General features: G+C 38.7%; 15 protein-coding genes, 1 tRNA gene and 1 riboswitch. Of the genes, 5 read left to right on the plus strand and 11 right to left on the minus strand.

Annotation, left to right across the window (positions count from 1 at the left end; translation table 11 throughout):
* The first annotated feature begins 20 nt into the window (after nt 1-20).
* Nucleotides 21-124, plus strand: a riboswitch (TPP riboswitch).
* A 65-nt stretch (nt 125-189) separates the two neighbouring features.
* Nucleotides 190-765, plus strand: coding sequence for an energy-coupled thiamine transporter ThiT (gene thiT / locus G7057_RS00795; RefSeq protein WP_076765518.1), 576 nt, complete (start codon nt 190-192; stop codon nt 763-765).
* A gap of 53 nt (nt 766-818) precedes the next feature.
* On the opposite strand, the gene G7057_RS00800 is transcribed toward thiT, so the two are convergent.
* The 4 genes from G7057_RS00800 to G7057_RS00815 all read right to left on the minus strand — a co-directional run bounded on the left by G7057_RS00800 (nt 819) and on the right by G7057_RS00815 (nt 2817).
* Nucleotides 819-901, minus strand: a tRNA-Leu gene (locus G7057_RS00800).
* 121 nt (nt 902-1022) lie between these two features.
* The gene (locus G7057_RS00805; RefSeq protein ID WP_166160591.1) at nt 1023-1877 is read right to left on the minus strand and encodes a DegV family protein; all 855 of its coding nucleotides are present in this window, start codon (nt 1875-1877) and stop codon (nt 1023-1025) included.
* 63 nt (nt 1878-1940) lie between these two features.
* A complete protein-coding gene (locus tag G7057_RS00810; protein ID WP_166160592.1) occupies nt 1941-2393 on the minus strand; it encodes a SprT family protein in 453 nt (150 codons plus the stop codon).
* An 88-nt stretch (nt 2394-2481) separates the two neighbouring features.
* Entirely contained in the window at nt 2482-2817 is a 336-nt protein-coding gene (locus tag G7057_RS00815; protein WP_166163979.1) for a DJ-1/PfpI family protein, read from the minus strand.
* A 32-nt stretch (nt 2818-2849) separates the two neighbouring features.
* Here G7057_RS00815 and G7057_RS00820 point away from each other — a divergent pair, with 32 nt between their 5' ends.
* Nucleotides 2850-3113, plus strand: coding sequence for a DUF421 domain-containing protein (locus G7057_RS00820; RefSeq protein ID WP_264372177.1), 264 nt, complete (start codon nt 2850-2852; stop codon nt 3111-3113).
* Nucleotides 3114-3161: 48 nt separating this feature from the next.
* On the opposite strand, the gene G7057_RS00825 is transcribed toward G7057_RS00820, so the two are convergent.
* Together G7057_RS00825 and G7057_RS00830 are read right to left on the minus strand one after the other, a co-directional pair.
* Nucleotides 3162-5342 (minus strand): Tex family protein, encoded by a 2181-nt coding sequence (locus G7057_RS00825; protein ID WP_166160594.1) that lies wholly within the window; start codon nt 5340-5342, stop codon nt 3162-3164.
* A gap of 20 nt (nt 5343-5362) precedes the next feature.
* The gene (locus G7057_RS00830; protein ID WP_166160595.1) at nt 5363-6106 is read right to left on the minus strand and encodes a metallophosphoesterase; all 744 of its coding nucleotides are present in this window, start codon (nt 6104-6106) and stop codon (nt 5363-5365) included.
* 229 nt (nt 6107-6335) lie between these two features.
* Between G7057_RS00830 and G7057_RS00835 the strand changes: the two genes are divergently transcribed.
* Nucleotides 6336-7799 carry an NCS2 family permease gene (locus tag G7057_RS00835; protein WP_166160596.1) on the plus strand — a complete coding sequence of 488 codons (1464 nt, stop codon included), beginning with the start codon at nt 6336-6338 and terminating at the stop codon, nt 7797-7799.
* Nucleotides 7800-8065: 266 nt separating this feature from the next.
* Nucleotides 8066-10729 (plus strand): cation-translocating P-type ATPase, encoded by a 2664-nt coding sequence (locus G7057_RS00840; protein ID WP_405002644.1) that lies wholly within the window; start codon nt 8066-8068, stop codon nt 10727-10729.
* 57 nt (nt 10730-10786) lie between these two features.
* Here the strand turns inward: G7057_RS00840 and G7057_RS00845 are convergent, their stop codons facing one another.
* Genes G7057_RS00845 through G7057_RS00865 form a run of 5 tightly spaced genes read right to left on the minus strand, consistent with a single transcriptional unit; the run spans nt 10787 to nt 14419 of the window.
* Nucleotides 10787-11329: a DNA-3-methyladenine glycosylase I gene (locus tag G7057_RS00845; RefSeq protein ID WP_166160598.1), complete on the minus strand. Its 543-nt coding sequence runs from the start codon at nt 11327-11329 to the stop codon at nt 10787-10789.
* A gap of 11 nt (nt 11330-11340) precedes the next feature.
* A complete protein-coding gene (gene gorA / locus G7057_RS00850) occupies nt 11341-12690 on the minus strand; it encodes a glutathione-disulfide reductase (protein ID WP_166160599.1) in 1350 nt (449 codons plus the stop codon).
* The gene (locus G7057_RS00855) at nt 12677-13255 is read right to left on the minus strand and encodes a dihydrolipoamide dehydrogenase (protein ID WP_166160600.1); all 579 of its coding nucleotides are present in this window, start codon (nt 13253-13255) and stop codon (nt 12677-12679) included. The genes gorA and G7057_RS00855 overlap by 14 nt, the downstream gene beginning before the upstream one ends.
* Nucleotides 13256-13273: 18 nt before the next feature.
* Nucleotides 13274-13843: a chromate transporter gene (locus G7057_RS00860; RefSeq protein WP_166160601.1), complete on the minus strand. Its 570-nt coding sequence runs from the start codon at nt 13841-13843 to the stop codon at nt 13274-13276.
* Nucleotides 13844-13846: 3 nt separating this feature from the next.
* Nucleotides 13847-14419: a chromate transporter gene (locus tag G7057_RS00865; protein ID WP_227004612.1), complete on the minus strand. Its 573-nt coding sequence runs from the start codon at nt 14417-14419 to the stop codon at nt 13847-13849.
* 139 nt (nt 14420-14558) lie between these two features.
* Here G7057_RS00865 and G7057_RS00870 point away from each other — a divergent pair, with 139 nt between their 5' ends.
* Complete coding sequence (locus G7057_RS00870) at nt 14559-14891, plus strand: iron-sulfur cluster biosynthesis family protein (protein WP_166160603.1); 333 nt, start codon at nt 14559-14561, stop codon at nt 14889-14891.
* Nucleotides 14892-14905: the final 14 nt, after the last annotated feature.

The following is a 14905-nucleotide window of genomic DNA, read 5'->3' on the forward strand; positions in this document are numbered from 1 at the left end:
TGACTTAACTGAATAGAACACTTATCACAAAGGGGTGCCTTCACTGGCTGAGACTGAATGAAAATTCTAACCCTTCGAACCTGACTTCGTTAACACGAGCGTAGGGATTGTGTGAGTAAAGAACACGTTATGTATTCTTCTCCTTTGTAGTAGGTCTGTTCCATTCTACAATAAGGAGGAGATTTTTTTATGTCAAAAAATTTAAATATTTGGATTGAAGGAACCATTATGGCTGCCTTAGCAACCGCCCTTTCTTTCGTACCTTTAGATATTGGCCCTAGCTTTTCTATAACAGTTGGCCAACCTGTTTTGATCCTTTATAGTTTACGTCGTGGACTCGGCCCAGGATTTGTAGCAAGTTTCCTTTGGGGAGTCTTACACATTTTCGTCGGTAACGCTGATATTCTTACCCCTCTTCAAGGATTTATTGAGTATTTTATCGCCTTTGGGTTTTCAGGATTAGCGGGACTTTGGTCTACTCAAACTAAAGAAGCTATTGCGGCAAAAAACTGGGGCATGTCAACCATGTATATCACTATCGCTACTCTAGTTGGAGTCATTGGTCGCTACTTCTGGCATACGATTGCAGGCTATTATTTTTGGGGACAATATGCACCAGAAGATTGGAGCCCGTGGTTCTACTCTATCGTCTTGAATGGTGCTAGTGCATTGGCTACCGGCCTCTTTACCATTGTAGTCCTACTAGTTGTTTACAGAACCACACCCCAACTTTATACAGCAACTAACAGAAAGCATGGGTATTAACATAGAAAAAGCCTGTCCAATTTGGACAGGCTTTTTACCTATTCTGATTTTTATGCGGCCAAGAGGACTTGAACCTCCACGGGGTTGCCCCCACCAGCCCCTCAAGCTGGCGCGTCTGCCATTCCGCCATGACCGCTCTATAAACATTACAAGTAATATTATACAAATTTCTCATATATATTGCAACTGTTGTTTAAAGGGTGTTGTATAAATGAAAAGCGGTCTTTGAAAGCTATTTTTTGTTTGCAAAGACCGCTTTAGCTGTATTTTTTAAGGAAAGTTACACCGAGTGTTCCTAATCCAGTATGGGAACCGATTGTTGCGCCTACTGGGCGAGCAACAATGGCTTTGGGAGAGAACTTATCAGCAATAGCCGCTTCTAGCTTTTCTTTTGATTCTAAATCATTGCTATAAGCGATACCCACTGTCTGCAAGGACAGCTGATCGGCTTCTTCATCTAAAATATCGAGAATACGTTTCACAACGCGTTTTTTCCCTCTAATTTTTTCAGCAACTTCTACAGCCCCATCTACTAAAACAAGTACGGGATTAATTTGTAAGAGTGACCCAATTGAGGCAGACGTTTTAGAAATACGCCCTCCCTCTGCTAAATAATTGAGGTCAGTAATAGTAAATAAGGTCATCAAATTATCCGCCATAAATAATAAGCGGTTTTCAATAGTATCTAAATCTTTTCCAGCTTGTAAGTAGTCAACAGCTTCAATGACAATAACGCCTGTACCGATTGAACCACTTTTAGAATCGACAATTCTCAAGTCAAAGTCTGGGTAATCTTCTTTAACTGCGCGATAAGCTAATAAGGCTGTTTGGTGAGTTCCTGATAACTTCGACGACAAGCTAATATAAATACCACTCTCTCCTGCTTTTGCCATAGCGGAAAATTGGTCAACAAACTCAGATAAAGAAACCTGACTTGTTTTAGGGCGAATACCGGCTAAAATACTGTCGTAAATTTTATCAGTGGTTATTTCAAAAATATCGCGGTACTCATCTTCCCCAATGGAGATTGTCAAAGGGAAAAGGTGAATATTGTTTTCTTCTATATAAGATAGACTCAAATCACTTGCGGAGTCACATAAAATTTTCATCATCGTTCTCTCTTTCATTTATAGTTAATTTACATTTTAACTCATTATGTCGCTTTTGTGTACTGTTTATTTGTTTGAAAGTATAAGCTTGCCCTTGCACTTGCCACAAACATAGCGGCTCGTATCAATTTTTCTTTTCCGATGATACGATTGTTGGCAATCTTGGCAGAGATAAAGCTTGGTTTGCTCGAGTTCATTTTGGGTTCTTAAATTCTTAACGTAGCGGGTGCCGCCTGTCTTAGCTAGTAGATGTTTAAAATCTGCATCGGCATGCTTATAACCCTTCCCCATTAAATGGAGGTGATAATGGCAAAGTTCATGTTTAATGACAGCTAAAAATTCATCCATCCCATGTAATTCTAAAACACGAGCGTTAAATTCTAAATGGTGGCTCGCCAATAAATAGCGACCACCTGTGGTACGCAGTCGATTGTTGAACGTGGCTTGATGCTGAAACGGCATCTGGAAAAATTCTAACGAAATGGATTCAACAAGCGCTTGTAAGTCAGTTTGATTCAATGCAATGTGCCCCTTTCACATCGAACAATGTAACAAAAAATAACGATCTGTTCAACTCCAATAGGATGAGGAACAGATCGTTATATATTTATTCTGCTAATGCTTTAACAATCGCTTCATTAAAGACTGGTAAATCCTCTGGTGTGCAACTAGTAATGAGGCCGCTAGCGTCAATGACTAAGGCACTGTCTTCCCACTCTGCTCCAGCATTTTTTAAGTCAATGCCAACTTGTTTAACAGAGGTCATTTTTTTGCCTGCAACAATTTCTGCATTAATCATTAATTGCGGTCCGTGGCAAATCGTGAAAATAGGTTTCTTCTCAGTGTCAAAATGACGAACAAATGCGAAGAAACGATCATCAGCTCTTAATTTATCCGGTGAAAAACCACCCGGTATCAATAAGGCATCATAATCAGGAGGGATCTTTTTCTCTTCAAGAAGTTGATTATGCCATTATGGAAATTAACGGCCAAGTCTCTGTTATGAAAAAAAATGGCATTTCGGGACACTTCACGTACTTACTGATAGATGAAGGTGTTTTAGAAGATAAGGCATTAGCTGCCATTGAAAAAGATAGTAAGTGGCTCTATGATCAACTAGCTGAACTCGGCAGTTATCATGTTTCCGATATTGTTTATGCCGAATGGTCCCAAGATTATGGCTTTTACATTCAAACTTACGATATGACTTTAAATAGGACAATCGATATTGATGGCTAGAAGCCACGTAAAAAGGAGCTAGAATCTTCTCTAGCTCCTTTTTCGTCTTTAATTTTTTTCGTTCAACATGGTTAAAGCGATACGACCTTTTTTCAAGTCCACACCGTCAATCCATACTTTAACAATATCACCGACACTAACGACATCGGACGGGTGTTTCACAAATCGCTGGCTCAATTTTGAAATATGCACCATACCGTCTTGTTTAACACCGATATCAACAAAAGCACCGAAGTCGACCACATTACGAACGGTTCCTTCTAGCTCCATGCCAACCTTCAAATCTTCCATCGTTAAGACGTCTTGTCTTAATAGAGGCTGTGCCACCGCATCACGGAGGTCTCGGCCTGGTTTCGTTAGTCCTTCAATAATATCTTGCAAGGTTTCTTTTCCTAAGCCCGTTTCTGCCATGACAGTCTGGCGGTTTAAATCTGCTAGCGCTGTTCGTGCTGCATCCGTTCCGACATCCTTTAAGTCTAGTCCTGCTAATGCTAGAACTTGTTTGGCTTCTTTATAGCTTTCTGGATGGATATCGGTATTATCAAGGATATTTTTCCCACTGATAATACGTAAGAATCCTGCTGCTTGTTCGTAGGCTTTTGGTCCTAAACGAGCAACTTTTTTCAATTGCGTTCTACCTGTAAAGATGCCGTTCTCTTCTCTAAATGCAACAATGTTATTAGCGATTGTTTTATTTAAACCAGATACATGTTGTAAGAGTGGCGCGCTAGCTGTATTTAGGTTGACCCCAACTTGGTTTACTGCGGTTTCGACTACAAAGTCTAGCTGATCAGTCAGTTTCTTTTGCGATACGTCATGTTGGTATTGGCCAACACCAACAGACTTCGGATCAATCTTCACTAACTCCGCCAGTGGATCTTGTAGACGTCTTGCGATGCTGACAGCACTTCTTTCTTCTACTTGGAAATCTGGAAATTCTTGACGGGCAATATCACTAGCCGAGTAAACAGATGCACCCGCTTCATTCACAATCACATAATAAACCTGACGTTCAATTTTTTTGATTTGTTCAGAAACAAATACTTCTGATTCACGGCTAGCTGTACCATTACCAATAGCTACCATTTCAACGCCATACGTTTCAACTAAAGTGATAAATTCTGAACCAGCCGCTTCACGTTTATTAGCTGGCGCAGGTTTATGAGGATAAATGACTGATTTAGCTAGGACTTTACCTGTTTCATCCACAATGGCTAACTTACAACCAGTACGGTAAGCCGGGTCAAATCCCATAACGACTTTACCTTTCATTGGTGGTTGTAGTAAGAGATTTCTTAAGTTGTCGCCAAAGACATGAATAGCTTGCTCCTCTGCAACTTCTGTTAGCTCGTTACGAATTTCTCGTTCAATAGCTGGACCAATAAAACGGTTATAGGCATCGTTTATAGCTTCTTTTACATAAGGAGCTGTCACACTATCAGCGCTCGCAATCATTTGTTTATGAAGGTAAGCTTGTATTTTTTCAGCATCGACTAATAAATTTACTTTCAAAATGCCTTCTTTTTCACCACGATTCATGGCAAGCATACGGTGAGGTTGAACGGTTTTAACCGTTTGAGAAAAATCATAATACATTTCGTAAACTGCTTTTTCATCTTTATCACTATCTTTAGCTTTACTTGTAATTGAGCCATTCTGTTTAGTAAATGAACGGATTTTCTCACGGAAAGCTGGATTGTCACCGACAATTTCAGCTATAATCTCATGTCCGCCCTGTATAACATCACTAACATTTAAAAGCTCATGGTCTTCTGATAAATATTTTTCTGCCTCTGTTTCAATTGAAGCACTTTGAGGGAACGATAATAACCACTCGGCAAATGGTTCTAATCCTTTTTCCTTAGCAATAGCAGCTTTTGTACGTTTCTTTTGTTTGTAAGGCCGATACAGATCCTCTACTTGCTGCATTTTTTGGGCAGCACGAATGTCTTTCTCTAGTTCCTTCGTTAATTTATCTTGCGATTCAATTGTACGAATGACTTCTTCTTTTCTTGTTTCAAGGTTCAATATATAACTATGGCGTTCTTCAATCTCACGGATTTGAACTTCATCCAATGTTCCTGTCATTTCCTTACGGTAACGCGCAATAAAAGGGACCGTGTTTCCCTCTCCTAATAAGCGCAAAACCGTATCAATTTGTTTCGTTGAATACTGCTTGAGTTCTGTTTTTAGTAAGTGTAATACCATTTCGTTTGTAGCTTCAGACATGTGTGTGACTTCCTTTCAATCTACTGATAAGTTGTTGCTTGAATAAGGCCATTATCGTCCTTTTGAACACCATAATGGTGAACGATCCCAGTTTTATCTAAAACAAGACCATGTAGGATACCTCCAAATACAGCACCGCCATCAATACCAATTTTATGATCGCTTTGCCAAATTTGAAACTGGCTCTCATCTTGATGGAGACTAGGGGTAGGCGTATGACCAAAGACGATCGTTTTTCCAGTTCGGTTTTCGCCTTCATGAAAAGGCTGACGAATCCAAATAAATTCGTGAGGCTGAGTCATTTTCCAATCATCAAGTGTCAAATCAACACCAGCATGAACGAATACATAATTTTGCCACTCTATATAATAAGGAAGATTCTCAATAAATTCAGCTAACCACGGTAATTGTGTCATCACAGCTTCTGCCATCACGTGAGCCTGAGTCACAGTGACCAGGTCTTTACCAACGATACTCTCAATAGTCTTTAACCCACCATTCATCATATATAAGGCAGCCTTTTTTTCTGGTTGCTGTAAAAAATGGCGTAACATCTCCTCATGATTACCTCTCAGGCATAGGGCTCGACCTTCTTCAACGAGTTGGCGAACACGTTCAAGGACCTGTAAGGAGTTTTCTCCTCTATCTGTTAAGTCACCAATAAAAATGAGGTCTTGTTGGCTTTCATCCCAAAACGTTAGTAATTTCTCTAACATTTCATACTCGCCATGAACATCACCGATAACAAATCGTTGCTCTTTCATTCATACACCTCCCATTTTTAGCTAGCTTTTATTTTACCATAAAGACCCTTTTTATTCACTAACACCCAAATGCGAACATTTATTATGATAAATATATTAATCATTAACATTTTGTATTGAATTAGCTGAGGGTCTTGGGTATAATATAACAGTGCTAAAGCAAATATGAACGTTAAAAAGTCTATCATCTGCTTTTAGTAACATTTCTATAAAAGGAGCTTTCTATCTAATGGATAAGTTTTTTAAGTTAAAAGAACACGGTACAACAGTTTCGACTGAAATCGTGGCTGGTTTTACAACGTTTTTCGCGATGTCATATATTATTTTTGTTAATCCGAGCATTCTGTCATTATCAGGCATGCCATCGCAAGCAGTTTTCTTAGCAACAATTATTGCCGCTGCTATTAGTACATTAGTTATGGGATTATTCGCTAACGTGCCTTACGCATTAGCTCCAGGTATGGGGTTGAATGCCTTCTTCACTTACACAGTTGTTTTTGCACTAGGATTTACTTGGCAAGAAGCACTCGCAATGGTTTTCCTTTGTGGTGTGATTAACGTTCTTATTACCGTTACTCGAGTTAGAAAAATGATCATTAAATCAATTCCTGAATCGCTACAACATGCGATTAGTGCTGGTATTGGTGTTTTCATCTCATATATTGGAATTAAAAATGCTGGTTTCTTAGAATTTACATCTGATGCTGGTACTATGCTTTCAATTAATAATGGTGCTTTTGATCCAACGTTAGAAGTCTATGAAGGTGGCGTTAACACTGTTATTACTAGTGGTGGTATTGTTCCAGCTCTTGTTAACTTCACACAAAGTCCTGCTCTACTTGCTTTAATTGGTGTTGTTCTAACGATCATCTTAATGATTAAAAATGTTAGAGGTGCCATTATTATCGGTATTATCGTAACAACTCTACTAGGTATCCCAATGGGTGTTGTTCATATTTCGTCTGAAGTATTAGCTGCTAACTCATTAGGTACTGCTATTTCAGAATTAGGCGTAACATTCATGGCTGCTTTTGGTAAAGATGGTCTATTATCTTTACTATCTAAACCAGCTGAATACCCACTAATTCTAATGACTATTTTTGCGTTTAGTTTATCTGATACATTTGATACATTAGGAACATTCATTGGAACTGGCCGTCGTACTGGTATCTTCTCTTCTGAAGATGAAAAAGCACTAGAAGAAGGTTCAGGTTTCTCTTCAAAAATGGACAAAGCTTTGTTTGCAGATTCAATCGGTACAATTTTTGGTGCTATTTTTGGGACATCAAATACAACAACATTCGTTGAAAGTGCTGCTGGTATTGGTGCTGGCGGACGTACAGGTTTAACAGCTGTTGTCGTTGCTATTTTATTCGTTATTAGTGCATTCTTTGCGCCTTTAATCGGTGTTGTCCCTGCTGCAGCAACTGCTCCTTCATTAATTATTGTTGGGGTATTGATGATGGCATCGTTCAAAGATATTAACTGGACAGACCTTGAAGAAGCAATTCCTGCTTTCTTCGCTTCAATCTTTATGGGATTAACTTATAACATTTCTACAGGTATCGCTGCTGGATTCATTTTCTATGTGATTGTCAAAGTTGTTTTAGGAAAATCAAAAGAGATTCACCCTATTCTATGGGGATCAACTATTCTGTTCTTGATTAATTATGTGATTATGGCTTTCCTATAAAATTTCAATCATTTATTTCATGTTTTTTAGTTGCTAACCGAACATTTTATGGCTATAATGAGTTAAGTGTTAATCGGAATATCTCCATAGGGGAGTAACTAGCAGCTCCGGCTGTGGTAACATCAACAATAAGTAGAGTTTCACTATTCTGCTGGTGTTATCTTAAATGGTGAGACTTATGCATTTTGAAAATACCCGTAAAGGGTTAGTTCAGCGTGCATAGGTCTCTTTTCTTTTTAACACAAATAAACAAGAGAGAGGGAAAAATAGTGTCAAAAGAACAATTGCGTGAAAACTTCTACGCACAAGATGTTGAAACGGTCAAAAATAAATTTGGCGTTACAGCTGACGGATTATCCGAAGTAGAAGCTAAGAAAAGATTTGAGGAGTACGGTGCCAATGCCTTAGAAGAAGGAGAAACAAAAACTCTTCTTCAAAAATTCTTTGATCAATTCAAAGACTTTATGATTCTTGTATTATTAGCTGCTGCATTTATTTCAGGTGCACTTGGCGAACTTTCAGATGCTTTTATTATTTTAATTGTTGTTGTCCTTAATGCGGCACTTGGCGTTTTCCAAGAAGCTAAAGCTGAGGAAGCAATCAATGCGCTAAGACAAATGGCCTCTCCAATGGCACGTGTCAAACGTGGCGGAAGCGTTGTTTCAATCAAGAGTGAAGATATTGTCCCTGGTGACCTTGTTCTTCTAGAAGCAGGAGATGTAGTTCCTGCTGACCTACGTTTAATCGAAGCAAATTCTTTAAAGGTTGAAGAAGCTGCTTTAACAGGTGAATCTGTTCCTGTTGAGAAAGAAATGATTCTTGTTGAAGATGATGCCCCACTTGGTGACCGTGTTAACTTGGCATTCTCAAGTACAAATGTTACTTATGGACGTGGTGCTGGTGTCGTTATTGGTACTGGTATGAATACTGAAGTTGGTCATATTGCTAACATGTTGGCAAATGCTGAAGAAAGCAAAACACCACTTCAAGAAAACCAAGACCAATTAGGTAAATCTCTAACAGTTCTTATCCTAGCTATTGCTGCTATTATGTTCGTTGTTGGTTTATTAAATGGTCGTGATTGGTTAGAAATGTTACTAACTTCAATCTCTGTTGCAGTTGCTGCTATTCCTGAAGGTCTTCCAGCTATTACAACAATCATCCTTGCTCTTGGTACCCAAAAAATGGCTAAGAGAAATGCGTTGGTTCGTAAATTACCAGCAGTTGAAACACTTGGTGGTACTGAAGTAATCTGTTCAGATAAAACGGGTACATTAACCATGAACCAAATGACTGTTGAAAAAGTTTACTACAATGGTCAAATCCATGATGTTTCTGATGACATCAGCCTATCTATTCCTGTTATGAAAGTTATGAACTTTGCTAACGACACAGAAATCAGTAACGATGGCCGTCTAATCGGTGACCCTACTGAAACTGCTATGATTCAATTTGGTATCGACAAAGGTCTTAAACTAAAAGAAGAATTAGTTAAAGAACCACGTGTTGCTGAAGTACCTTTCGAATCAGACCGTAAATTGATGTCTACTATTCATGAGCAAGCTACTGGAAACTACTTTGTAGCGACAAAAGGTGCTCCTGATGAATTGCTAAAACGTTGTACACACATCGATGTTAATGGTGAAGTAAGAGAAATGACTGACGCAGATCGCGAAAGTATTCTTGACGCTAACCACTCTCTAGCTGTTCAAGCACTACGCGTGTTAGCTATGGCTTACAAATTTGTTGATGCTGTTCCTGCTACTATGGATAGTGCTTCAGTTGAGCATGACCTTGTATATGCTGGTATGATCGGTATGATCGACCCTGAGCGTCCAGAAGCTGCTGCTGCTATTGCAACTGCTAAAGGTGCTGGTATCCGTACAATTATGATCACTGGTGACCACAGAGACACTGCTCAAGCAATTGCTACTCGTTTAGGAATTATTGAAGAAGGACAAAGTGGTGCTGTATTAACTGGTGCTGAATTAAACGAGCAATCTGAAGAAGAATTTGCGCGTAATGTAGAGAAATACTCTGTATACGCACGTGTATCTCCTGAACATAAAGTTCGTATCGTTAAAGCATGGCAAAACCATGGTAAAGTTGTTTCAATGACTGGTGACGGTGTTAACGACGCTCCTTCATTGAAAACTGCTGATATTGGTGTTGGTATGGGTATCACTGGTACTGAAGTTTCTAAAGGTGCTTCTGACATGGTACTTGCTGACGACAACTTCCAAACAATCGTTGTTGCGGTTGAAGAAGGACGTAAAGTATTTGCTAACATCCAAAAAGCAGTTCAGTTCTTACTATCTGCTAACCTGGGTGAGGTTCTATCTCTATTCGTTGCTACTTTCCTAGGTTGGACAATCTTAGAGCCTGTTCATATTCTATGGATCAACTTGGTTACTGATACATTCCCTGCTATCGCATTAGGTCTTGAAGACGCTGAAGCGGACATCATGGAACAAAAACCACGTGGCCGTAGCTCGAACTTCTTCTCTAACGGTGTTGGTGGAGCAATTATCTATCAAGGTATCCTTGAAGGTGCTATTACACTATTCGTTTACTGGTGGGGTTCTTCAAACCCAATGCTTGAACACACAGGCGAATTAGCTCATATGGATGCTGAAACAATGGCATTTATTACATTGGGTATGATTCAATTGTTCCATGCATACAACTCTAAATCTGTTTACAAGTCAATCTTCCAAGTTGGAATTTTCAGTAACAAAACATTGGTATATGCAACAATCCTATCAGCTGTCTTGTTATTAGGGGTTATCTTAACACCTGTCTTGAACACATTCTTCGGAGTTTCTCAATTGACTGGCTTACAATGGGCTGTTTCAGTTGGTTCTGCATTCGCAATCGTACCAATTGTAGAGATCGTAAAAGCTATTCAACGTGCAATGGGTAAAAAATAATCACTCATAACAAAAAGACGCAAGGAAGTTAATCTTCCCTGCGTCTCTTTTATGCTTTTATTTAAACGTGCAGTTTGGGTCATGGTCATTGATGATACCTATTGCTTGCAAGTAAGAATAGATGGTGACACTTCCGACCCATTTAAACCCTCTTTTTTTCAAATCTGCCGTTATATTATCTGATAAGTCTGACTGGGTTAAACGCTCAGTAGACTGTCTCATAAGTGTTTTTTGGTCGGTAAAGGACCAAATGTACGTATCAAACTGTCCGAATTCTTCTTGGATAGCTAAGAAGGCTTTGGCATTTTGGATGCTTGCTTCTATTTTTCCACGATGGCGAACAATTGCTGAATTAGCCATCAGTTCTGCTATCTTTTCTTCTTGGTACTCTGACACAGTTAGAACATCGAATGAATCAAAGGCCTCTTCAAAAGCGGTCTTTTTTGATAGGATAATTTGCCATGATAAACCTGTGCTAAAAGTTTCTAAGACTAACCATTTAAACAAGTCTTGGTCATCATGACAGGCTTTTCCCCAAACTCTATCGTGATAATCGAGATAGAACTCTGGCTTCCCTTCTACCCACTCACAACGTTTCATAACGGACCTCCTTAACGCATCGTGACAAATTCTTCTGCGCCAGTTGGATGGATGGCAACGGTATTATCAAAATCAACCTTTGTAGCGCCCATTTTAACCGCTACAGAGAAGCCTTGAATCATTTCATCGACTCCGAATCCAATACCATGTAAACCAATCACTTTTTCTTCATCACCTAAGCAAACCATCTTCATGCGTACAGGTTGGCGATGAATCGTGACTGCTGTATACATAGATGCAAACGTTGAGGTATAGACTTTAATTTGGTCACTGCCATAAGTCGCTATTGCATCCTCTTCACTTAGTCCAACTGTTCCAATGGGTGGATGACTGAAAATAACTGTTGGAATATTATCGTAGTTTAATTTTTCATTTGGTTTATTATTAAATAAGCGCTCTGATAATCGTCTTCCTGCTGCAATAGCAACGGGCGTTAGCATCACATTGCCGGTCACATCTCCCACTGCGTAAATAGAGGGCTGGCTTGTAGTTTGAAATTCATCTACTTCAATAAAGCCATGTCTATCTTTCTTTACACCTGCTAAATCAAGATTTAATCCATCTGTATTAGGTGTACGGCCAATTGCCCAAATAATTTTATCGAAGCTGTCTTCTCTACCATCTTCTAATACTAGCGTTAATTGGCCATTTTTTTCTTTTCTAACTTCTTTAGGAATCGAACGAATATGGAGTTGTGGGCCGTCCTTCTCCATTTCTTGAACAAGTGCATCTATAATAAAGGAATCATAACTGCGTAATGGACGATCATGACGGACAAATAAATGCGTATCAACACCTAATGTATGTAGCACTCCAGCCAACTCAACCGCAATATAACCAGCTCCAACTAGAGCAACCTTTTCAGGTAATTCTTCCCATTCAAAGAAATCATCTGATGTTTCACCATACTCAGCACCTGGAATACTTGGAATAGCTGGTTTAGCACCACTAGCAATTAAGATATGTTTCGCTTTAATCGCTTCCCCGTTTACTTCAACCGTATGAGGGTCTAAAAAGCGTGCATATCCTTCAATCACTTCAACCTGTCTTCTTTCAAATCCTAGCTGATACGAATTTCGTGACCGTTCAATATAAGCATCTCGGTTTTTTAACAAGGTTTTAAAGTCAAAGGATGTTTTTTCATGGGTAAAGCCATAATCTGGGCCATATTTTTTAATAGCATCGGCAACTTCTGCCGCATACCACATAATTTTTTTAGGAACACATCCTATATTAACACACGTTCCTCCAAGTAGATTCCCTTCAATTACAGCTGTTTTTGCACCATATTCAGCAGCACGGTTCATTGTTGCAATACCACCGCTTCCTCCGCCAATAGCTATAAAATCAAATTCTCTCATAACATTCATCCTTCCACATTTCATTTTTTTCTAACCAGACACAAGCAATAGTCTGTGATGCTGCTACGACTGCCTTGTAACGCCCGTGATTATCGTAGGCACGAAAAAATAGCTTGCCTTCTTCGTTATAACCATACGCATAGACTAAGAGCCAATGATTTTTATAGGAACTATTCAATAACATATTCGTACCCACTATGACAGGTCCAGCACCTTCATCTAATAATTTGGGAACCGTTCGTTCAGCTATCAGAGCAGTTTTAACACGCCATTCTGGTATATCAGCTAAGAGACGCCTAATACCAAAAGCAAGATCCCAAAAATAAGTCCCCTTATAGGGAAGTAAATCATCAATAACTGTCTTCAAGCCATTTAATAACACATCCCGATTTAATGATTGTTTTGTTTCTTGATAAATGGCATCATGAATCAAAACTGCACTGCAATAAGTGCCACAGATGCCAGGTTTTTGTTTATTGATCCAGCTACGATATTTGATAAACCGAGATGGTGGCAGTCCATGCCAATGTTTGGGTTCGTTGCTTACCTTTTTATATTTCCCCATAGCTTAATTTACACTCCCCTACATTAATCCTAAAAAATGAAGTAATACACTAGCTAAGCCACATAGAAAAATAATAACAATTGAACCTACTCGATATTTCCTCAAAGTGATGAAGGCAATAGCGATCATAATCATTGCTGCAATATTTACGGTTATCGTTTGTATTCTGAGGCCTGATGTTTGAAAAACGGCTGTTATAAATAAACTAAATCCTGCTGCTGTAATCAAAGCGACTACCGCTGGACGAAGACCTGCTAAAACCCCCTGCATAGCATCGACATTTCGATATTTATCATACAGCTTTGCTAATAACATGGCGATAATAATTGATGGCAGAATTGTTCCGGCGGTTGCAACCAACGATCCCATAAGACCACCCGTTTTAGTGCCAACAAAAGTAGCTGAATTAATAGCGATTGGTCCGGGAGTTATCTGTGAAATAGTTACAATATCAAGATACTCTTGGTGTGTTAATAAAGCGTATTTATTTACGACTTCATTCTCAATCAAAGGAAGCGATGCATAGCCACCACCAATTGCAAAGAGACCAATTTTAAAAAAAGCGACAAACAAATTCCAGTAAATCATCTATTAACGCCTCCTTCTCAATCGTAATATGTTATTGATAAACCCCAATGTTCCAGCTACAAAAATAATTAAAATGACATTTATATCAAAAAAGACAGCAGCCATAAATGAGCCTATAAGAATAAGCGTGGTCACCCAATCTTTCATTTTAAGAACATCTTGTATCATTTTATAAACAACATTAGCAATAACTGCTACAACACCAATCTGCATTCCTACCATTAAAGCTGAAATTAACGGATTATCACGAAAAGCTAAATAAAAGTAGGAAATAATTGTAATAAGGAAGAGTGGTGGGCTAACTGTTCCCACTACTGTGACAATTGCACCTGAAACACCAGCTATTCTGTAACCAACTAATATAGATGTATTGACGGCTAGTGCACCTGGAATAGATTGCGCGATTGCTACAAGATCAAGCATTTCTTCGGTTTCAATCCATGCAAGTTCTTCAACAAATTTTTTCTGCATTAAGGGGACAATGACGTAGCCACCACCTACAGTAAATGCGCTTAAAACAAATGTCGTTTTTAATAATATCCAATAGGTCTCTCTTGTTTTTTCGTTTCGTTGCACATGATGACCTCCATAAAATTGATTCATATATCAATTTTAGCATTGTTGTATGTTATTGTAAAAAAACCTGTTTGAGCAAAATGGCCGAATCTATTGACTAAATATGATAAACTAAACGCAAGGAAAGGGGTTTTAAGTAATGAAACTAACATTTACAGACACCGCTATTGAAGCTTTAAAGAAACGTGACATGACCCAATCATTGAGTTTATTTTACTATACCGATTCGGATTGCGGATGCCCAAGTTCAGGGATTTTCGCATTAAGAAGTCATGATGATTTGGATACGATTTATGATGCGATTGTCGAAACAAATATAGGTGATATCATTGCTCAAAAATGGGCTCTTGTCTATTTAGATACTGACAATGTGATTGATTATAAAGAGAGTCAAGGAACATTTATTTTAAAGAGTGAACGTGGCTATTTAAATATGAATCTACCAGTTGAAGACAAGCGAAAAGACCATTAAAAAAATCCAGACCT

Source organism: Jeotgalibaca arthritidis (assembly GCF_011100465.1).
Lineage (GTDB): Bacteria > Bacillota > Bacilli > Lactobacillales > Aerococcaceae > Jeotgalibaca > Jeotgalibaca arthritidis.

What these genes read in the sequence shown, in the direction of transcription:
- G7057_RS00825 (WP_166160594.1), bottom strand. Translation starts at nt 5,342, where the DNA reads ATGTCTGAAGCTACAAACGAAATGGTATTACACTTACTAAAAACAGAA.
- G7057_RS00835 (WP_166160596.1), top strand. Translation starts at nt 6,336, where the DNA reads ATGGATAAGTTTTTTAAGTTAAAAGAACACGGTACAACAGTTTCGACT.
- G7057_RS00805 (WP_166160591.1), bottom strand. Translation starts at nt 1,877, where the DNA reads ATGATGAAAATTTTATGTGACTCCGCAAGTGATTTGAGTCTATCTTAT.
- G7057_RS00860 (WP_166160601.1), bottom strand. Translation starts at nt 13,843, where the DNA reads ATGATTTACTGGAATTTGTTTGTCGCTTTTTTTAAAATTGGTCTCTTT.
- G7057_RS00845 (WP_166160598.1), bottom strand. Translation starts at nt 11,329, where the DNA reads ATGAAACGTTGTGAGTGGGTAGAAGGGAAGCCAGAGTTCTATCTCGAT.
- G7057_RS00820 (WP_264372177.1), top strand. Translation starts at nt 2,850, where the DNA reads ATGGAAATTAACGGCCAAGTCTCTGTTATGAAAAAAAATGGCATTTCG.
- G7057_RS00855 (WP_166160600.1), bottom strand. Translation starts at nt 13,255, where the DNA reads ATGGGGAAATATAAAAAGGTAAGCAACGAACCCAAACATTGGCATGGA.
- gorA (WP_166160599.1), bottom strand. Translation starts at nt 12,690, where the DNA reads ATGAGAGAATTTGATTTTATAGCTATTGGCGGAGGAAGCGGTGGTATT.
- thiT (WP_076765518.1), top strand. Translation starts at nt 190, where the DNA reads ATGTCAAAAAATTTAAATATTTGGATTGAAGGAACCATTATGGCTGCC.
- G7057_RS00830 (WP_166160595.1), bottom strand. Translation starts at nt 6,106, where the DNA reads ATGAAAGAGCAACGATTTGTTATCGGTGATGTTCATGGCGAGTATGAA.
- G7057_RS00870 (WP_166160603.1), top strand. Translation starts at nt 14,559, where the DNA reads ATGAAACTAACATTTACAGACACCGCTATTGAAGCTTTAAAGAAACGT.